The sequence below is a fragment of the Deinococcus yavapaiensis KR-236 genome (assembly GCF_003217515.1).
In the GTDB taxonomy this organism is placed as follows: domain Bacteria; phylum Deinococcota; class Deinococci; order Deinococcales; family Deinococcaceae; genus Deinococcus_A; species Deinococcus_A yavapaiensis.
Map to the genome: position 1 here is coordinate 1 of NZ_QJSX01000017.1, position 18,075 is coordinate 18,075.

An 18,075-nucleotide genomic window follows, 5' to 3' on the forward strand; every position below is an offset into this window, starting at 1 on the left:
CGCTCGACGCCGAGGCGAGGCTGGTGGTGAGGGTGAGGGCGGCGAGGGCGGACAGGGCGAGCGTGCGGATCGTGCGGGTCATGGGGAGTCTCCTTGGCGAAGCGGTCTCGCTTCTGATGGAGACAGTGTCGCCGTGCCGTGTTCAAGCGCCGCGTACAAGATGTTCACGACTCGCGTGGGCCCATGCTCCTCGACGCCTTCGGAGCGACGACTACTCAGGAATAAGTACGAGGGAGAAGGGCGGTCGTACCGAGTCCTCAGGGCGCGCGAACGGGAGGTCGGCGCGTACCTTGAGGTCATCAGCGAACGAAAGCACGAGCGCTGAAACAAAAGGAGCACGACATGACCACCAAGACCCTGACCGCCTTCGCCACCCTCGCCGCCCTCGCTACCTTCACCTCCGCGTCCGCTCACACCATCGAACAATTCCTCGACGCCGGGAGCGGCAGCAGCAGCAGTTTGACGGCCAAGTACCGCCCCATGCGCCCCGCCTTCAACGCCGCCCTCTCGTACCGCTCGCCCGTGAACCACGCCAACGTGGTGCTCCAAGCGAAGACGCACCGCAAGTTCAGCGCGTTCTCGGCAGTCGTGAACATCACAGCCAACACCATGACGAAGCGGTTCGAAGCGAGAACGGCGATCGCCGCGCAGGCGCGTGGCCCCATGCGATTCGCCAGCAAGTCGGTGTGACAATTCTTGTCAGGTTACGCACGCATAGATCGACCAAAGGGGGAAGGATCATGACGGAACATCAAGTTCGAATGGCGCAAGAACACGGGATGCATCGCGTGGCAGATTTTCAGCGGCAAGCGGCGTTGGAGCGGCAAGTCACTCGAGTGTCCCTGCGTTCGCGACTCGGTCGTGCGCTGGCCATGCTCGCCGAGCGCCTCGCCCCAGACATCTACGCGACGCCCGAGGTCAGCAGGCCCTCGGTGAAGGAGGCGGGCATTTGACGCCGAACAATCGACGATACGAAGGAGGAGGGCGCCCGGTGGGCGCCCTCCTCCTTTTACACGCTGGGCGCGCCGAGGCGAATCTGCAGGCAGATGGGCGACGGAAGCTTCCCCGATCTCGACACTCTCGCCTTGGCCAAGAGCAGCTTGGTTTGGAGATCTCAGCCGCTCTAGGCTCGTACGGCCCGGACTCGGTCGAATTCGAGCGCGGAGCCGTCGCTTTGTCGCCTGTCCTCCACGGGGACAACAGGTGCCTTCTCGCGGCTCATTGCAACACGAGTGCCGCATCGGCCTGAAGTCCTTCTAAGACGAACTTCAAGTGACTGGAACGCGCAAAACGGAGGAGCGTCGACTCAAGCCGACCAGCTTTCGTTGTCATGAGTGCCGATCAAGCCTCCCTTACCCAACACGAGTCCACCCACTCATCGGAAGGACGAGAGTGCAGATGAGCTTCCAGAAAGCTTCGAGGGCGCTTCATGGCCAACGACAAGTGATCCGAGCGCTGCCCCACCTACACGCAATCGGCCCTCACGTACGGACGAACGACCATTCGTTTCCGAGCGCTGACGTGATTCACGGACCCTGGAACGCAAACATCCAACACTCGATGCGGCCGTCACCCACGAACGCATGGCCGCTCGCTCAGACGTGCTGGCGCCACCCGCCGCGCTGAGAACCACGACACCAACACGCCTCGAGGACGTCACACGATCCGCGTGAGCCCAACCCTTGATTGGCCGAGGCCGCAAGACCTCTTGACAACTCGCACTCTCGGCGCCGCGAGGCGCACCGTGCCCGAACGGGTACAGGAGGATCACTCTGATTTCTTCGAGAACGATCGCTCTGGGTACATTCGAGTTAGGCTCCATCGCATGGGCGGCCAGCCCTCACTCCATCAACGCCACGGGTACCCTCAACAACGGGAGTGTCACCAGCAACTTCAAAGAGGCGGGCATCGGCGCGAACCAGAATATCGATGACACCTCGAGCGCCATGGGAACGGCCGTGTTCGCCTGCTTCACCCGCGGGGGCAACCACCCTCAAGACAGCAAAAAGGAAGGCCCGAGCACGCTCAGCACCTCAGGTACGTTCAATTTCCTCCACATGACCGACGCGGGAATCGAACGAAGCTCGGTTCCCGGTATGCCTGTTTCCTTTGCCAACCCGGTCAGTGAGGCACGCGTATGAACGACGTGTCACGTCAGGCTGGACGAGCCTACCCTGAGGACGAGACGCATCCGTTCATCCTCGTGATCGAGGACAACGAGGCCGACAGCGACCTGCTGCGGCAAGCGTTCGCGTGCGTGACGTCACCGCGCATTCCGGTCGTGCTGCGCGTCGAGCACGACGGCATGGCGGGCTTGGAGGCCGCGCGACACGTGCAGCCTCGCCTCATCCTGCTCGATCTTGGGCTGCCCACGCTCGACGGTCTGGAGGTGCTGCAAGCCCTCAAGGCGGACGCGTTGACGCAGAGCATCCCGATCATCGTGTTCACCGAGCAGGGCGCCGATGAACAAGTGATGGCCGCTTACCGCCGCTACGCCAACGCGTACGTGCGGAAGGTCGGAACCTTCGACGAGATGTGCCGCGTCGTCGAGGCCGTGACGCGCTTCTGGCTCGGCTCGGTGCTGCTGCCCGGCGACGGATGGCCTCGCGTACCGACTTGAGCGTGGTAGGACGAGAAACTGCACGGCTACGTTGCCTGCCCGCCGCCCTCTTGCGGCCGTCGCGGTATTGTCCTTCCTCGAGCGACGCCGAGACGCTCACGCTTCACGCGGTGTTCCGCTCGCACTCGCCGCGAACACCACCTCAGGTGTCCAGGGATGTCCCCGGCATCCCGCCGTTTCACATCGCCGGGTTTCGACGTCCACGCACCTCTGGACGGCTTCGATCTCGCGCGCGTCCAGATCTACGCGGATGGCACAGCGTGCGTGAGTCTCCTCGAGCTGCCACCACGCGGCTTCACGGTCGCCGTGGGCGAGCGGACGCTCGGTGACGTGCTCGGGCCGCGCCTCGTGCTGGCGCCGAGGGACGATTCCTGCCTCGTCGATCCGCGCAAGCTCGCCGAGGAGGACGGCCAACAAGCAAAGGACGCGGCCGAAGCCGCGCCCGTACGATCTCCAGCGCCTCGCCAACCTAGCGCAGCGTGAACTCGTGATGCCGTTGCGTTTCGCTGTCGAAGAGCGTCACGTGACGCTGGTCCACCACGCTGTTGAAGTCCCGTCCGCTCAGCGCGTCACGGCCACTGAACGCGCGGTCTTGTAGTTGTAACGACAGCCGCGTTTCCGTGCCCCAGTCGTACAGTTCGTACTGTCCATCTCGGAAGGAGCCGCTGATGTTCACGCTGCGGTCGTCATCGTAGACGTTCGTCACGAGACCGATTCGCCCGGTGAAGTTCGTACTGCGGTCATCGTCGTGGCTACGAACTCCGAGGTACGCCCGATCGGCGAGAAGGGACGCGGCGATCAACGCGATGCCTTTGCGGGTGCTGGTCTGCATACGTCACCTCAACGCGTGAGTTGTTCGTTCACGAAAGTCCCGAAGTAATCGATGCTGCTGGCTCCCGCTTGCTGAAACGCTTGCCGAAGTTGCTCTTTCACTCGGTGATCGTCGCGTGGCATGTCCACCAAGACCACCAAGTGTTCCCTTTGCAACGCCTCACGGTACTTCGTGATTTCGCGTTGCTCGTCCGTCATGCCTTGCGCGTTCCGCACGAGGCGCACCAGCAATCCACCACGGTGACCTCGGCTGTTCAACTGCCGAATTCCCATGGAGCCTTCCAGCACGCTCAAGTGTTTGGCGTTCATGCCCAGCGTGGCGAGCGTGTCACGTAATGCCGACACTTGCTCGGGTCGATTGAAAACGCCGTACAGTCTCGGGCGAGGAATCAACCCGAAATGCGAGACGCGCGCGCTCACCGGCTCCCCTCGCTCGAGGTCTGTCTACGTCGGCGCGGCACTGGTAGAACCAGCGGCACCATCTTGCGGTACTTGAACGTCCGCATGGCCTCGTCGAAATGGTGGGCAGCGTCCCCGGATCGGCCTTCGTCGCGCCAGCGTTCGAGGTGGTCAGGCCGAACGCCGGGCGTCAAGAGCTTCGGCAGCTTCTTGAATGCTTGGCTTGCTCGACGCGCGGCACGCCGCGCGCTCAAAAGCAGCGCCGTGAGGTAGTTTTGTCGTGTGTGCTTCATCTCTTCCCTCCGTCCGCGAGGTGACCGCGGCGTCTGGGACGCACGACGCTGCGTCCGGTAATTCTGATCCCGGTTCGCGTGCCAAGCGAGCGTCGTTCGTTGAAGGACGAAAGCAGGAGGCTTCCGCTTGTCACAAGTCGTGATGCACTTCAACGTTCGATTCATGGTAAGCGCGCCTCCGACTTGCCATTCCCTTCGGGCTTCCGTTGTGAAGGAGTGGTAGGGTGTTTGGCCTGGACGATTCGGCATCGAACGGCTCGTCGCGGCCTACATCAGCGCCTCGCCCGTTTCCACGCTCGCATCCCTCGAGCAGCGCTCTTGCGGTACGCTTGATGCACCTCAGCACTCCTAATCGAGCGCGTCCATCTCATCGTGCATCGCCTTCGGACGCCACGCTCGGCCCCCACCGTTCGAAACACCGGAGGATCCGCATGACGTCCAGCCAGTTCCATTTCGATCCACAGATGGCCCCGCTCGACCTTCGAGTGCTCGTAGAGCAGCGCGACGCCTTCTATCAGCACACGCTCGACGGGTATCGAGCGCTGCCGCCGGACTTCCAGCAGCGAGCGGGCATCGAGCGCATCCCGTTCAGCGCGGGCGTCTTGCACTTGATGCGCGTGCTTCCCCTTCCGACGTTCAACTCGGTGCGCGGCTTCGGTCTTTCGGCGCCCGCCACGGAAGAGGACATTGCCGCCCTCCTCGCGACGGTGGACGCGTGCCGGGCGCCCGCGTGGGGCTTGGTCGTCGATCCTCGCACGCGACCAGCCGACCTTCCCGTCATGCTCGAAGCGCACGGCATCCGAGAGGTGTACCGGCAGGTGGTGCTGTACGCTTCCGCGTCCACTGCACGCGCCGCCCTGGAGCTTCTGCCAGAGGGCGGACCCGTGGCGGTGGAGATCTCGCAGTCGAACGTGTCGGCGGCGGTCGCGCTTTTGATGTCGCAGTTCGGCATGCCCGCGTTGGCACAGGAGTTCCTCCCGCTCACCATGACGACGTTGGGGTGGAAGGGGTACGTCGTCGAGGAGGAGGACGGGCCGAGCAGCGCCGGATTCCTGACCGTGTTGGAAGAGAGGGCGTTGCTGCACACGACCGCGACACGTCCGGAGAGTCGGGGGCGCGGCGGGCAGCGCGCACTCATCGCGAGGCGCTTACGGGAAGGCTTGACGTTGGGGTGCGAGCACTTTTTCGTGGACGTCACGGCCGGTGAAGTGAATACGAGCCGGCGGAACTTGGAGCGGATGGGCTTCCGCCCCGTCTTCGAGGTGGCGTACTTCACGAAGGCGAGCTCGAACTGATCGGAAGGGCGAGAAGGGCAGGACGAACCTTCGCTGACACGCAAACAATCGCGACGGGCGTACTACAAGATTCCAGCTCTTCTGGAGCGGCGAGGTGCGCCGAAGGCAAACTGGGAACACTCGAACCGGCTTGCCTTCGTGCGCCAGCGAGGCAGATGACCTCGTGAGCGTCTGTCGTGGTCATCGGCTTTTCGTCACGCGCTTTTCGGGTTAGGCGCGAATGGCTTGTACGGTCAGCAGGTCGCTGTACACAATCGTCCTGCCGTCCTGCGCCTGATTGTTGTCCGACCAAAGCGCCGTCAAGTCACGTTTGAGCGCTGCTTGTCCAGCCTCGTCGAGAACGGCGAAGGCGCGGTTGGTGGGGCCGTAGTAAGTCGCGAAAAACTCGACCGTCCGCTCGGGCGAGAACGGATAGTCAAACTGGTACGAGCCGTGCGTCATCACAACGTCGCGCACCCGGTCGCCGAGACGCTCACGCACGGTGTCCTCGTTGCCCCACAACAACGGTGACGGCATCGGCGCGGGCGGCACATGCCGTCCGATCACCTTGAACATCTGACCGATGAAGCAAGTCGGCGTCCAGTTGCCCATCACGATCCGCCCTCCTCGCCGGCACACACGCGTGAGCTCTTTCGCGACCAAATCCGGGCGGGGAGCGAACATCGCCGCGAACAAACTCAGGACCACATCGAAACTCGCGTCAGGATATTGCAGGTCTTCCGCGTCCCCCTCTTCGAAGGTCACGTCGACCTGCTCTTTACGGGCCCGTTCACGCGCATGTTCGATCAGGTTCGTGGCGATGTCCACGCCCGTCACGATCGCGCCGGCTTGCGCGGCGGGAATCGCTGTCTGACCTGCACCGCACCCCACGTCGAGCATGCGCTCGCCGAGCTTGAGGTCGGCGCGCTTCAAAAACTCCAGCGCGCCGGGCAAAAGCGGCGTGGCGAAGGTGCTGTAGTCTCCGCTCATCCAGGTGGCTTTGAGGCGGGCCTTCAGGGCGTTCATGTCCGTCTGCGGCTGCGTCATTTGAACTCCTCCTTCTGGAATGCGGCTGCGGTCCGCCGAACGCCAGCGTTCGGGCCCGACAAAGAAGCGTCATGGTGGCCAAGCGTGACCGGATGCAAAGGGAGCGGGGATGGCCGGGCCGGTCACCGTGCTGGGACTCGGGGCGCCGTCCGGGGCGGTACACGTCGGGAGTTCTCGATGACGACGATCCTCTGCTTCTGGATGGACGTGACGCTGGTCGGCGTGGCGGAGTTCGGCGCCGTTCGCGGCGGTGCCGCGTGCTCGATCGCTCTTCACGGATCAGCCACGGCGCTCGTTGCTCACCTGGGTTGAACAAGCCGCGCGGGCAAGCTCCTTGGACTTCCCTGTTGTCCGAGCCTCCGGAAATGACGGAGAACGGCGCGCGGGTCTTTGACAATTCATCTTAATTCGTGTGGACATCGCAATACTTCATCGGCGCGACAGCCAGTACTCACCTTTTCCCGGCGAAGCGCTTGTCGGGGAGACGCCGAGAATGGCCTCGACGACACCCGCGAGGAAGACCGTAGGACAACGACCGGGGATATTCGGCGGAGTTCAAACAAGAAGCCGGCCGGTTGGTCAAGCAAACCCGACGTCACGCTGGCGCGTCGCCCGAGACCTCGAACGTGGCGAGTCGCTGCTGCACGAGTGGGTGCGCGAACATCACCAATAGGGCGCGGCGGCCTTTCCGCAGTCATGCAAACCGCGGCTCAGCCCCAAGCAGCAAGAAATCAAGCGCCTGAAGCGGAAGAACGACATCTTGCCCCAGGAACGAGAAATCCCAAAACAAGCAGACGCGTTCTTCGCTCAGGAGGTCCGGCCTTTTCGGTTCGAGTGAATCCGAAGAAACCCATCCCTCCCACCGCCATGCCTCCACCCATGAAGGGCGCCGGGAGGAATCACGGCCGAATCATGAGTTCCGGTGCACCCTGCACGTATGACGCGCTCCACCGGTCCCGCCCGCGCCCACCCCTTACCGCCCCCGCTGGACTTCGGTTGGCGCATGCGCACCCTCGACACGGCACAAACCTCGTTGCATTTCCGCCGCGACGGCCTGATGGAACTCACCATCGACCACGCGCTCCTCAAGAACATTCATCCCGCCATGCTGCGCTGGTGGTTCGAAGGCGTCCACCTCGACATGCCCTACGCGGGCCGCGTGTATCCCCGCTACCGCGTGTGGCACCCGCGCGATCACATCGCGCTGACCAAACCACGCCTCGTCCGCGACGGCCGGGTGGGCGAAGGCGCGCACTTCCGCATCATGGAAGTTTTCGGACGTGACGAACGTTACCGAGTGGACTCCGTGGAGTACGTCGAGAAGCTCGATGACACCGGCATTCGCCTCGTGAAGTTCTTGGCGGGCGTGCCGGTCTTCAGCTTGGAGCACTGGTTCACGAGCGTCCCGGGCGGTACGCGGTACGAATCGCAAATGCTGGTCGGCACGTCGAGTCCGATGTTCCGGCGCGTCTTGAACGGCCTGCTCACGCGGCGCGTCTTTCCGGAAGCGATGGGCCGAGCGTGGTTGCGGCACAACATCGAAGAAGTCGGGAACTTCGAGTTCTTCCTGCCGGACTTGTGGTCCACGCGGAGCATTTGAAGTCGCGCCGCTGTGCGGGGCTTCCCGACGCGTCAGGGCCGGAAGCGAGTCACGCGTCGACCTCCATCGCTCGTGGCGTCCGCCACGTCTCCTCCAAGAAGGCGAGGCGGCGCAGCGCATGCGGTCCCTCCCCCGCTTCATGGCCGGAGTACGGATACACGGCGATGTCCTTCGCGCTTCGCACGCCATTGAACGCCGCGAAGACCGTGCTCGGCGGGCACACCTCGTCCATCAAGCCGACGCTGAAGAGCGCGGGCGCCTTCACGCGACGCGCGAACGACACGCCGTCGAAGTACGCGAGCGTCTCGAACACCCGCTCGATTCGGTCGCGGTGCGTTCGCAAGTACCCGGTGAGTTCGGCGTACGGCTGCGCGTTCGTGATCGCCACCGCCCGTTCGAAGTGGCACAGAAACGGCACGTCGGCCAGCAACGCGCTCACGTCCGGCATCAAGGCCGCCGTCGCGAGGGCGATGCCGCCGCCTTGACTGCCGCCCGCCACGGCGATCCGCGCCGCGTCCACGCCCGGCAGCGCGCGCGCCGCTTGCACCGCGCGCGCCGCGTCCGTGAAGACACGGCGGTAATAATAGGTTCGCGGATCGAGCAGACCCCGCGTGAGGAAACCTGGGTGTTGCCCGCCGAGCGGCGCGGGGTCCGGATCGGGCGTGTCGCCTCTGCGCCACACGCTGCCTTGCCCGCGCGTGTCCATCACGAGGTGCGCGTACCCGGCGCTCGCGTACAACAACCAGTCGCTCGGCAAGCCGCGACCACCGCCGTACCCGATGTACTCCACGACGCACGGCACCGAACTCGGGGCGTCTCTCGGCGCGATCAGCCAAGCGCGCACCGCTTGCCCGGCGTATCCCGCGAAGGCCACGTCGTGCACGGTGAGGCGCTTGAGCGGCGTGTCGACCGGGCTGACGTCGAGCAGCAGCGGGTGCGCGTGGGCGTCCGCGAGAGTGTCGGCCCAGAACGCGTCGAAGTCTTGGGGTTCACGCACGGTTGGCGTGTACGATCGCAATTCCGCTTCTGACAAGTCAAACCACGCCATGGACACCTCCGGAAGTCACGGTGACCTGGGCGCCGCGCACGTGCCATCGCACCTTCCGGTGGAATGCAACGCGCTCGGTACGTCGAGGTCCGCGTGCAGACCATCTTCGTCGCGCCGCAACTCTACGTCAACCGCACCGCACCGCCTCGCCCATCAGCGCCGTACTCCGCGAGGAAGGGCACGTGAAGACTTCCGGGCGATCGCAACGCGGGACGAACTTCCTCGCCGTGGCGCTCGTCACGCTCGTCCCGTGGTGATCGCCGGGAAGCGGCTCAGGCGGGCTTGCGGCGAAACTGACCGATGCCCGACAACACGGAATCGTGGTGACTCCCTGCCGTCAGCCAGCGGGGATGTCGATTGGCGAGACTGCTGTTTTGTCAGCTCGGGAGATGAATGCGTCGACGAAGTGTCTTGTCATTCGGACGGCTCGTTCGGAGGGTCGAGGCGCAGCCCACGCCGTAACGCATCGAGGCTCCGCTCCAGGAACACGCCGGATACCGACGCGCCCGGCATGAACAGCTCACTCGCGTGGAACGCGCCGTCCACCTCGAAGAACTCGCATGGCACGCCCGCCGCCGTGAGGCGACGTGCATACTCCCGGTCTTCGAGGTAGAACAAGTCCAGCGTTCCCACCCCGATCCACGCGGGTGCGAGGCCCGAGAGGTCCTCGCGTCGGGCGGGCGCGGCGTACGGGGGCGCGTCCTCCACGCGAGGCGCGCGTCCCAGGTAGGACGTCCAGCCCAGCCGATTCGAGCCGGGCGTCCACACGAACTCTCCCCGCCCGTCGTGATCCGCGCGCAGGACCGTTCGGTCGTCCAGCATGGGATACAGCAGCAACTGGAACGCCGGGCGTACCTCTCCCCGATCGTGCGCGAGTTGCGCGAGGCTCGCCGCGAGTCCCGCCCCGGCACTGTCCCCCGCCACGGCGATTCGCTCTCGGTCCACTCCGAGCTCGGGGGCGTGTTGGTGAAGCCACGTCAGCGCGGCGTAACAGTCCTCCAGCGGTCCTGGAAAGGGCGTGCCGGGCGCGAGACGGTACTCGACGTTCACCACGAGCAGCCCGAGTTCGTTCGCGAGGCGCGCGCACTGCCGATGGTACGCGTCCGCAGAACCGGTGATGAAGCCGCCGCCGTGGATGTACAGCAACGCTGCCGAATTTTGCTGCCCGCCGAGAGGTCGGTACAGCAGCACCTTCACGTCCGGTGCGCCCGCCGGGCCGGACACGTCTCGCGTCTCGAAGCTCACGTCGATTGGATCGGAGACACGGCGCGGAACGCGGCCGAGTCCCGCGACGATCGCGGCGGTGACGGCAGGATGCCGCAAGCGCAGCAGCGGAGAGCGCAACTCCGGATGCAGCCGCGCGTACGACGCGGCACGTCGTGAGTACATCCACATGCCGAGCGCCCCCAGCGCCAAACCGAAGCCGAGCATTCTTGTGGTGTTCATGGAAACCTCCCTGGTACGGAGCCTACCGGACGGACCAGCCACCGTCGGACGGCAGGAGCGCCCCATCATCGTCGCCGGTCATCCGCACGTTGCTCCGTGCGGGACGCTCGGGCGGCGTCCGCCCTGAGGATCGAAGGTCGCTTCGATGTTCTTGATCCTTGACCACTTCCTAGTTTGGAAGCACGCGTGCGGTCTGCGCGGCGTCTCTCCTAGATTGCATCTGGATGCACGGCAACGATGAAAGGGTGCTCGCGACTCTCCACGTCGATCAAGCACTTTCGAGAAAAGAGGAGTCCGGACGGGCGTCGGCGCACGCGGGTCGGCAGGCGTCGAAGATCCGCGCCTTCGAGAGCGCGTTTGGCCGGGTGCTTTCGAAGGTTCCGTTCAGGTGGTCGGCTGGGCCGTGGGGTTGCGCGCCGTCTTGAGGACGGTCGCCCACCAAGCGAGTTCGTCGAGCATGCCCTGCACGCCCGGCACGAGGTACGTCAAGTCCTCGATGGTCTTTTTCTGCTGCAACACCGCGAAGAAATCTCCACCCTGCAGGTGAACGGACGTTCGGATCGGCACCATCTGAAGCTCGATCGCGACGAGGCGCAATTGTTCGATCGCGCGGGCCGCGCCGACGGAGCCGTACCGACGAACGCGACGGGCTTTTTGTTCCACTCGGGGTACGCGTAGTCCAGGGCGTTTTTGAGCACGGCGGTCGGGCCGTGGTTGTATTCGGCGGCGATGATCACGAAGCCGTCGAACTCCGTGAGTTTCTGCTGCCAGCGGATCGCCACTTCGTTCTGGCTGGGCACCCAGGCGTTCGACGCGACCTCGTTGAACAGCGGCATCGGAAAGTCTCGCAGGTCGAGGAGTTCGAAATCGAGGTCGGTGCGTTGCCGTGCGTGGCCGAAGAACCACGTGGCGGGCTTGTCGGCGAAGCGGGTGTCGCGGGTGCTGCTGAGGATGATGCCGATCTTGGGGTTCGTCATGTGCGCCTCCTGGCGTGTGTCGCGTGCGGTGGACGTTCGTGTCCCGAGCGGTCGGTGGAGTGTGGAAGTCGTTGGTCAGGCGTCGAAGGGCCCGATCCAGGAGCGGCCGATGTTCATCGGCCGCTCCTGGACGGCCAGCACGAGGGCGGTGGAAAGGCGCGGGCTGAAGGCCCGGAGGATTTCCGCGAAGCCGATCAGGCGGATCGCGCGGAGTCGAAGTCGTTCGTGGGGGCGTTCGCGGGCGTGACGATCTTGGGTTTGGGCTGGGCGAGGAGGGCTTGCAGGGGCCAGAGGGCCGTATGCATGGAGTGCTCCTTGTGCGGCGGAAGCGTGAACGTCTCGGTTTAGGCCTAAAGCGTTGAGGCCAAATAATCAGCGAGGAGTTCGCTCAAGTCGACGTAGCAGCGTCGACAGTTCCACCTGCTCCTCGGGAGTGAGGGCCTCGAACTGCCCGACCAGCCAGTCCTCGTGGATGGGAACGAGGGTGTCGAACAGCGCCCGCCCGGCGGGCGTGAGGAACAGCAGCTTTTCCTTGCCGGCGGCGCGACGTTCGATCAGGCCGCGCCGGTCGAGGACGAGAAGCAGTTGACTGGAGTTGCCCTCGGTCACGAGCAGCTTCTGGCTGAGGTCCCGCTGGGTGAGGCCGGACTGACCGCCGATCGTCGCGATGACGTTGAACTGAGCGGGGCTGAGGTCGTGCGTCCGGAGGACCTCGGTCCAGGCTTTGGTGACGTGCTGGGTAAAGCGAGCCATCCTCAGCCAGGCGAGCACGGCGGGACGGCCGGTGCTGGCGTGGCGGGTCGCGGGAGGAGGCGCTTGCTTCACGAAATCACTTTAGTGCTAAAGTGAGCCTTCGTCAATCTCAACAGGAACTGACGCGGCCTGATCCGACCATCAATCGTTCCACACATCTCGCAGGAGACCATCATGCAAATCGGCATCGACTCGTTCGCCGCCACCGTCACGGACCCCGCCACCGGCCTCGCCCTCTCCGGCGCCGACCGCCTCAACCACCTCGTCGAGGAGATCGAACGCGCCGACACCGCCGGCCTCGACGCCTTCGGCGTCGGCGAACACCACCGCCGCGAGTACCTCGACGCCGCGCCCGCCGTCATCCTCGCCGCCGCCGCCGCGCGCACCCGCCACATCCGCCTCAACAGCGCTGTCACCGTCCTCAGCGCCGACGACCCCGTCCGCGTGTTCCAGCAGTACGCTACCCTCGACCTGCTGTCCAGAGGCCGCGCGGAACTCGTCGTCGGACGCGGCTCCTTCGTGGAAGCCTACCCCCTCTTCGGCCTCGACCTGCACGACTACGACGCGCTCTTCGCCGAGAAGCTCGACTTGCTCCTGAAGCTTCGCGACGTGGAACACGTCCACTGGCAGGGCCGCTTCCGCGCGCCCCTTACCGGGCAGGGCGTCTACCCTCGCCCGCATCAGCAGCAGTTGCCCGTTTGGGTCGGAGTGGGCGGCACGCCCGCGTCGTTCGCGCGCGCCGGAACGCTCGGCCTGCCCTTGATGGTCGCCATCATCGGCGGGGACTTCCGCCGCTTCCGTCCCCTCATCGACTTGTACCGCCGCGCGGGCATGGCCGCTGGACATGCCGAAGAGACGCTGCGAGTGGGCGTGCACGCCTTCGGCTTCGTCGCGGAGACCTCCGAGGCGGCACGGGACGCGTTCTACCCGGGTTGGGCGCGGATGCTGGAAACCATCGGGCGTGAACGTGGCTGGGCCGCTCCGTCCCGCGCGCACTTCGACGCCGAGTGCGGCCCGACCGGCGCGTACCTGATCGGCGGTCCGCGCGAGGTGGCGGACAAGGCGGTGTGGGTGAACGAGGTGCTCGGCGGCGTGTCCCGGCTGACCTTCCAGATGACGAACGTGGCCATGGCGCACCCGCGCATGCTGCGCGCGATCGACCTGCTCGGAAGTGACGTCGCGCCCCGCGTGCGTGAGCGGTTGGCAGGGGTCGGGCGATGATGCCGAGCCCGGCGCGGACGTGGCCGCGAGCCTGTGTCGGGCGCCTTTGGCATCGTTGTTCGGACGAACGTGACGTGCAGTAGGGGAACCAACCGTGACGGGAGGTTACGGAGGGATTCCGAAACGCGTCACGGGCGCCCTCGCCCAAGCTTGGCTCATCGCGCCGGAGTTGGCAACCACCTGTCCTACAGGGAAGGCGAGCTGGTCATCTCGCTGACCTGTACCTGTGGTGAGCTTGGCTGCTGGCCTCTCCTCGCACGAGTGGACATCACTGAACATGGGGTTCGTTGGCTGGACTTCGAGCGACCGCACCACTCAGCGTGTGATGACGAAGAAGTGGTCACTCGGGACGACCGCCGTGCGCTCGGGCGCGAGTGTAAAGCTACGAAGGGTTCGGCTCGTTCGTCCTCGGCCATGCGGGCGTAGTCGGCGGCGCGTTCCGGAGAACGCAATCGAAACGGTGGCGCACCGGGCGCTCGGACGGCTTCAACGAAGGAATTCATGCTCGTACCGTGCGGGCGAAGCGGACGGGCGCACAGCCGGAAACGACTTACCCGGATTGTACCCGTGAGCGCTCCCCTCGCGGAATGCGTGAAGGCCAGAGCGTCAAGCCTTGCCATAATGAAGCGTGGCGCCTTCGTCCGACCCGCTGCCCATCCAGAACGATTTCGCGCCACCCACCCCCCTGCCTCACGAAATCGAGCGCCCCCGCCTGCTGACGCGGCTCGACGCGCTTGGAAACGCGCGCATCGTGGTGCTCACCGCCGGCAGTGGGTACGGCAAGACGACTGCGCTCGCGCAGCACGTGCGGCGCTGCGGCGACACCACGGTGTGGCTCACCCTCACCGAAGACGATGCCGACGCGAGCGTCGTCGCGCGTCGCGTTCGGGAGGCCGTACACGCCGCCCTTTCCTTGCCGCGCTCCGCGGCGGCGTCCGCCGCGCCCGAAGCCGAAGGGCGAGCACTTGCCCTCGCGCTGCGCGCCGCGCCGTGCCGCGTACGCCTCGTCCTCGACGAAGCGCACCACCTCTCCAATTCCGGCACGGCGTGGCTGCACGCCCTCGTTCACGCGTTGCCCGCCGGACATCAAGTGCTCGTCGCGACGTACGACGCGGCCGCCCTGCGCCTCGCGCGTCTCGTGGCGGACGGACGCGCCGCCTTGCTCGGACCGGACGACCTCGCCTTCGACGCGCAGGAGGCGCGCGCGGCGCTGCAAGGCCGAGCCGCGCCTACCACCCTCGAAGGCTGGCCGGTCGGCGTCGCGCTCGTCGCGTCCGGCGCCTCACCGCTCCTCGACCCGGACGACCTCGCCCGTGATGCCCTCGCGCGACTGCCGGACGCCTTGCGAGGCGCGCTCGCAGAAGCGAGCGTCACGGATCGTTGGGCCGAGGACGCTCCTTCCCTGGCGCATTTGCCCGCCGGTTGGCTCGTGGATGCGCGCCGCGCCGGATTACCTCTCGTTCCCCTGGGTGGCGGTGCGTTTCGACCGCACGCCCTGCTTCGGTCGGCCCTCGATGAGGAACTGCGCCGCCACCCCTTGTGGCGCGCCGAGCTGCACTCGCGGGCGAGCCGCGCCGCCGAAGCGGACGGGCGTCCATTGGAAGCGTTTCGGCACGCCCTCGCGGCCAACCGTCCCGAGGACGCCCAGCGGCTCGCGGCTCGCCTCGTGCCCGACCTCGCCGAGCGGCTCGAGCACGCACTCGTGCGTCGCCTCCTCGAAGCCTTACCGACCGACGTTTTGAGCGACGAGTTGCGTCGCCACTTGGGCGCGGCGCGCTGCGCGACCGGGGACTTTCAAGGTGGCGTGCCGATCCTCGAGGCGTTACGCGCCGAAGGTCGAGCGGACGCGCGAACGCTGTACTGGCTGCACGTCGCGGCGGGTCGCGCGGGTCATTACGCGACGTCGCTGCGTCTCGCCGACGAAATCGAAGGGCTCACGCACGATCCGCGCGCCTCCCTCACGGCGGCGCGCGTCCGCTCCGCCGCACTTCACCTGCTGGGCCGTTACGACGAGGCGCGCGCCGCCGCCGAGCTGGCCTTGCGCTTCGCGCGCGACGATCACGACCTTCCTCAGCAAGCGCTCGCTGCCTACGCGCTCGCCTTGATCGACGTGCAGCGAGGTGAACTCGGCGAGGCGTGGCGAGGCTTCACCGAAAGTTCCGTTCAATTCCGCGCGCTCGGTCGCCCTCTCGCGGCCCTGCCCGCCGAGCACATGCTCGCCGTTCTCGACGTGACGCGAGGCGACCTCGACGCGGCGCGCGGGCGCCTCGACACGGCCATCGCGCAAGCGGAAGCGGCCGACGACATGCACCTCCCGTCGTTGCTCGGAGCGCGCGGCTCGTGGCACGCCGCGCGCTCCGAGTGGGCTGAAGCGGCCGCGTGGTACGGCCGCGCCCTCGATGCGAACGCGCACAATCCCCGCAGCGCTTTTCACCGCGTCTCCCTCGGCGCGAAACTGACCGAGGCTCAGCGTCGCGCGGGCAACGCGGAGGCTGCCCGCGCGGCGCTCGACGCCGCCCTGCTCGCCGCGCGGGACTGCAACGCGCCGGAAGCGCTCGCCGACTTGGCGTTCGCACAAGGCGCGGCCACGCCCGACGCTCGCCCCGGATGGCCGCGCGAAGTCACAGGCGTCGCCACTCCTCTCGTACCGTTGCGTCTTTTCACGTTGGGCCGCTTGCACGTCACCCTCGGAGAGCGAGCCGTGAAGCTTCCCTTCGCGAAGTGCGGGGAAGTCCTCGTCTGGCTCGCTTTGCACGGCCCGACGGCTCGTCAGCGGTTACTGCACGAACTGTGGCACGGCTCAGGTGATCGACGACACGCGGAGTACTTGCGAGTCGTCGTGCGGCGCTTGCGCGCCGCCCTCGGCGGAAGAAGCGACTTCGACCCGGTGCCGAACGAAGGCGGCATCTACCGCCTCTCCGAACGCTTCACCGTGACGGTGGACGTGCTGACGTTACGCGCCGCCGTGACGAACGGCGATCCGAGCGCCCTGCGAGCCGCACTCGACGAGGTGCGCGGCGTCTTCCTGCCGGAAATGGACGGCGAGTGGGTAGATACCTGGCGTGCGCGCGCCCACGAGGACGCGTTGCTGTCCGCCGTGACGCTCGGAGCGTCTCGCGAGCGCGCCGGGAAGCTCGATGACGCCTTGGAGGCGTACCGTCGGGCGCGCGACCTCGACGCGGTTTCGGAAGCGGCCGCGCGAGGCTTGACGCGCACCGCGAACGCGGCGGGACACCCCGACGTCGCGCGTCGCGCTCGCGAGGAGTTCACAGTCGCATGGCGAGACACCTTCGGAGACGACCCGCCCGCCGACCTCAAGGCGTGACGAACAACAAGCGACGCACGCTGAAGCGACCTTCGCCCGCCTTCTGAGAAACGTTCGTCCAAGTCCATCCGTCCGGGCTCACGTAGCGTGCGCCGTCCGCACCGGTCGCGACGAAGGTGCCGCCACCGAAAGCCACGTCGAGGAGGCCCACGCCGCGCCCCAAGTCGGGAGACTCCACCCAAGTCGAGCCGTCTTTCGATGTCGCGAGGAAGCCGAAGGTGCCCGCCGCGACGAACACGCCGTTCCCGAAACCCACGCCGTCCGCTTGCCGCAATGCCTCGATGGGCGTCCACGTGCGCCCGAAGTCTTTGGAAACGAAGCGGTCCTCGTTGAGGGAGCCGACGGCGACGAGCGTCTTGTCGCCGTCCCACGCGATGTCCGTGAAGGAGACGGGTGGAAGGCGACGCGAATTCGCCACCGTGCTTTCAAGGACGAGCTTGCCATCCTTCACGCTCATGACCGTGACGCGCGCCTCGCTTCCCACCAAGAAGAACTTCCCGCCGAAGAAGCGCACCGCTTTGAACGTGACGGCCCGACGGATCGTTTGTGGGTCCGTGACGGCGGGCGCGCCGGTCGCGCCCGCTCCCCACGTCGTCCACGTCTCACCGTCCGGCGAGGTCGTGATCGCTTCACCGCCGCCCACGGCGACGAAGAGGCCGTCGCCGAACGCGACGTCACGCAGCGTTTGAGCGGACGCCCAGTTCTCGAAGCCGAAGGGCACGTCACGCCATGTGCGCCCCTCGTCCTTCGAGAGCAGAATGGTGCCTTCGCCCACCGCGACGAAGCGGTCCGTGCCGCGCGCGAGCCCCACGAGCTTCCCGCCGCGCGGTTGGGCGTACAGCTTCGTCCACACCTTCCCGTCGAGCGAGGTGGCGATGAACGAGGAATTGCTGCCGCCACGATCCACGGTGTCGGACCCGACACCCCAGAACAACCCGGCCGCCACCGCGCTCGACGGCGCAGCCATGAGAGCAGCGGCCAGAAGGACCGCGACGCGGCGGTAGGAACGACGGACAGCGAGAGAAGACAGAAAGGAGGTGTGTTTCACCCCGCGAGCGTGCCAGCTCCCCCGGGTACGATTCGGGTACATTTCGCGTAGCAACGTCATACCCGGACCTGAATCGAAAGGAACGGAGGGCGCGCACGGTCGGCGTGCGGAACCGTACCCGACCCGCTCGCAGCGCTCTCCGCACACTTCGACCTCCTGGGTGGCGAGGCGAACGCGACGGCGTAGCGCGTCG

Annotated in this window: 19 protein-coding genes; 9 read left to right on the forward strand and 10 right to left on the reverse strand. The window is 66.2% G+C overall.

Annotated features, from left to right (window positions below; genetic code table 11):
* Positions 1 to 342 precede the first annotated feature (342 nt).
* The 4 genes from DES52_RS18150 (at position 343) to DES52_RS18165 (ending at position 3,103) form a co-directional block, all read left to right on the forward strand.
* Positions 343 to 690: a hypothetical protein gene (locus DES52_RS18150; RefSeq protein ID WP_110888258.1), complete on the forward strand. Its 348-nt coding sequence runs from the start codon at positions 343 to 345 to the stop codon at positions 688 to 690.
* A 98-nt stretch (positions 691 to 788) separates the two neighbouring features.
* Positions 789 to 953: a hypothetical protein gene (locus DES52_RS23125; RefSeq protein WP_170131149.1), complete on the forward strand. Its 165-nt coding sequence runs from the start codon at positions 789 to 791 to the stop codon at positions 951 to 953.
* 1,184 nt (positions 954 to 2,137) lie between these two features.
* Positions 2,138 to 2,620 (forward strand): response regulator, encoded by a 483-nt coding sequence (locus DES52_RS18160; protein WP_110888260.1) that lies wholly within the window; start codon positions 2,138 to 2,140, stop codon positions 2,618 to 2,620.
* A gap of 264 nt (positions 2,621 to 2,884) precedes the next feature.
* The gene (locus tag DES52_RS18165) at positions 2,885 to 3,103 is read left to right on the forward strand and encodes a hypothetical protein (protein WP_146237371.1); all 219 of its coding nucleotides are present in this window, start codon (positions 2,885 to 2,887) and stop codon (positions 3,101 to 3,103) included.
* Here the strand turns inward: DES52_RS18165 and DES52_RS18170 are convergent.
* The 3 genes from DES52_RS18170 to DES52_RS18180 all read right to left on the reverse strand — a co-directional run bounded on the left by DES52_RS18170 (position 3,090) and on the right by DES52_RS18180 (position 4,143).
* Positions 3,090 to 3,452, reverse strand: a complete 363-nt coding sequence (locus DES52_RS18170) for a hypothetical protein (RefSeq protein ID WP_110888262.1) — start codon at positions 3,450 to 3,452, stop codon at positions 3,090 to 3,092. The genes DES52_RS18165 and DES52_RS18170 overlap by 14 nt on opposite strands.
* 8 nt (positions 3,453 to 3,460) lie before the next feature.
* Entirely contained in the window at positions 3,461 to 3,796 is a 336-nt protein-coding gene (locus DES52_RS18175; RefSeq protein WP_146237372.1) for a hypothetical protein, read from the reverse strand.
* Positions 3,797 to 3,867: 71 nt separating this feature from the next.
* The gene (locus DES52_RS18180) at positions 3,868 to 4,143 is read right to left on the reverse strand and encodes a hypothetical protein (RefSeq protein WP_110888264.1); all 276 of its coding nucleotides are present in this window, start codon (positions 4,141 to 4,143) and stop codon (positions 3,868 to 3,870) included.
* A gap of 431 nt (positions 4,144 to 4,574) precedes the next feature.
* Here DES52_RS18180 and DES52_RS18185 point away from each other — a divergent pair, with 431 nt between their 5' ends.
* Positions 4,575 to 5,438: a GNAT family N-acetyltransferase gene (locus DES52_RS18185; RefSeq protein ID WP_146237373.1), complete on the forward strand. Its 864-nt coding sequence runs from the start codon at positions 4,575 to 4,577 to the stop codon at positions 5,436 to 5,438.
* Between the two features lie 210 nt (positions 5,439 to 5,648).
* Here DES52_RS18185 and DES52_RS18190 read toward each other — a convergent pair whose 3' ends face one another.
* Complete coding sequence (locus tag DES52_RS18190; protein ID WP_110888266.1) at positions 5,649 to 6,464, reverse strand: class I SAM-dependent methyltransferase; 816 nt, start codon at positions 6,462 to 6,464, stop codon at positions 5,649 to 5,651.
* A gap of 177 nt (positions 6,465 to 6,641) precedes the next feature.
* Between DES52_RS18190 and DES52_RS23615 the strand changes: the two genes are divergently transcribed.
* Positions 6,642 to 6,776 carry a hypothetical protein gene (locus DES52_RS23615; RefSeq protein WP_281268586.1) on the forward strand — a complete coding sequence of 45 codons (135 nt, stop codon included), beginning with the start codon at positions 6,642 to 6,644 and terminating at the stop codon, positions 6,774 to 6,776.
* A 625-nt stretch (positions 6,777 to 7,401) separates the two neighbouring features.
* Positions 7,402 to 8,064 carry a DAPG hydrolase family protein gene (locus DES52_RS18195; RefSeq protein WP_110888267.1) on the forward strand — a complete coding sequence of 221 codons (663 nt, stop codon included), beginning with the start codon at positions 7,402 to 7,404 and terminating at the stop codon, positions 8,062 to 8,064.
* Positions 8,065 to 8,113: 49 nt separating this feature from the next.
* Here DES52_RS18195 and DES52_RS18200 read toward each other — a convergent pair whose 3' ends face one another.
* The 5 genes from DES52_RS18200 to DES52_RS18215 form a co-directional block, all read right to left on the reverse strand.
* Positions 8,114 to 9,112, reverse strand: a complete 999-nt coding sequence (locus DES52_RS18200; protein ID WP_110888268.1) for an acetylxylan esterase — start codon at positions 9,110 to 9,112, stop codon at positions 8,114 to 8,116.
* Positions 9,113 to 9,526: 414 nt separating this feature from the next.
* On the reverse strand, positions 9,527 to 10,558 hold the full coding sequence (locus DES52_RS18205) for an alpha/beta hydrolase (RefSeq protein WP_245901128.1): 1,032 nt from the start codon (positions 10,556 to 10,558) through the stop codon (positions 9,527 to 9,529).
* 384 nt (positions 10,559 to 10,942) lie between these two features.
* Positions 10,943 to 11,077, reverse strand: coding sequence for a hypothetical protein (locus DES52_RS23620; RefSeq protein WP_281268587.1), 135 nt, complete (start codon positions 11,075 to 11,077; stop codon positions 10,943 to 10,945).
* Positions 11,044 to 11,535 (reverse strand): NADPH-dependent FMN reductase, encoded by a 492-nt coding sequence (locus DES52_RS18210; protein ID WP_245901130.1) that lies wholly within the window; start codon positions 11,533 to 11,535, stop codon positions 11,044 to 11,046. The genes DES52_RS23620 and DES52_RS18210 overlap by 34 nt, the downstream gene beginning before the upstream one ends.
* 372 nt (positions 11,536 to 11,907) lie before the next feature.
* Complete coding sequence (locus DES52_RS18215) at positions 11,908 to 12,360, reverse strand: MarR family winged helix-turn-helix transcriptional regulator (protein WP_211317959.1); 453 nt, start codon at positions 12,358 to 12,360, stop codon at positions 11,908 to 11,910.
* Positions 12,361 to 12,462: 102 nt separating this feature from the next.
* Here DES52_RS18215 and DES52_RS18220 point away from each other — a divergent pair, with 102 nt between their 5' ends.
* Positions 12,463 to 13,509, forward strand: coding sequence for an Atu2307/SP_0267 family LLM class monooxygenase (locus DES52_RS18220; RefSeq protein WP_110888269.1), 1,047 nt, complete (start codon positions 12,463 to 12,465; stop codon positions 13,507 to 13,509).
* 628 nt (positions 13,510 to 14,137) lie between these two features.
* Positions 14,138 to 16,834: an AfsR/SARP family transcriptional regulator gene (locus tag DES52_RS18225; RefSeq protein ID WP_110888270.1), complete on the forward strand. Its 2,697-nt coding sequence runs from the start codon at positions 14,138 to 14,140 to the stop codon at positions 16,832 to 16,834.
* Here DES52_RS18225 and DES52_RS18230 read toward each other — a convergent pair.
* Positions 16,824 to 17,801, reverse strand: coding sequence for a WD40/YVTN/BNR-like repeat-containing protein (locus DES52_RS18230; protein WP_146237374.1), 978 nt, complete (start codon positions 17,799 to 17,801; stop codon positions 16,824 to 16,826). The genes DES52_RS18225 and DES52_RS18230 overlap by 11 nt on opposite strands.
* Positions 17,802 to 18,075: the final 274 nt, after the last annotated feature.

Coding starts and splice junctions, on each gene's coding strand:
- DES52_RS18150 (WP_110888258.1), top strand. CDS start 343: ATGACCACCAAGACCCTGACCGCCTTCGCCACCCTCGCCGCCCTCGCT.
- DES52_RS18160 (WP_110888260.1), top strand. CDS start 2,138: ATGAACGACGTGTCACGTCAGGCTGGACGAGCCTACCCTGAGGACGAG.
- DES52_RS18170 (WP_110888262.1), bottom strand. CDS start 3,452: ATGCAGACCAGCACCCGCAAAGGCATCGCGTTGATCGCCGCGTCCCTT.
- DES52_RS18180 (WP_110888264.1), bottom strand. CDS start 4,143: ATGAAGCACACACGACAAAACTACCTCACGGCGCTGCTTTTGAGCGCG.
- DES52_RS18185 (WP_146237373.1), top strand. CDS start 4,575: ATGACGTCCAGCCAGTTCCATTTCGATCCACAGATGGCCCCGCTCGAC.
- DES52_RS18190 (WP_110888266.1), bottom strand. CDS start 6,464: ATGACGCAGCCGCAGACGGACATGAACGCCCTGAAGGCCCGCCTCAAA.
- DES52_RS23615 (WP_281268586.1), top strand. CDS start 6,642: ATGACGACGATCCTCTGCTTCTGGATGGACGTGACGCTGGTCGGCGTG.
- DES52_RS18195 (WP_110888267.1), top strand. CDS start 7,402: ATGACGCGCTCCACCGGTCCCGCCCGCGCCCACCCCTTACCGCCCCCG.
- DES52_RS18200 (WP_110888268.1), bottom strand. CDS start 9,112: ATGGCGTGGTTTGACTTGTCAGAAGCGGAATTGCGATCGTACACGCCA.
- DES52_RS18205 (WP_245901128.1), bottom strand. CDS start 10,558: ATGAACACCACAAGAATGCTCGGCTTCGGTTTGGCGCTGGGGGCGCTC.
- DES52_RS18210 (WP_245901130.1), bottom strand. CDS start 11,535: ATGACGAACCCCAAGATCGGCATCATCCTCAGCAGCACCCGCGACACC.
- DES52_RS18220 (WP_110888269.1), top strand. CDS start 12,463: ATGCAAATCGGCATCGACTCGTTCGCCGCCACCGTCACGGACCCCGCC.
- DES52_RS18230 (WP_146237374.1), bottom strand. CDS start 17,801: ATGGCTGCGCCGTCGAGCGCGGTGGCGGCCGGGTTGTTCTGGGGTGTC.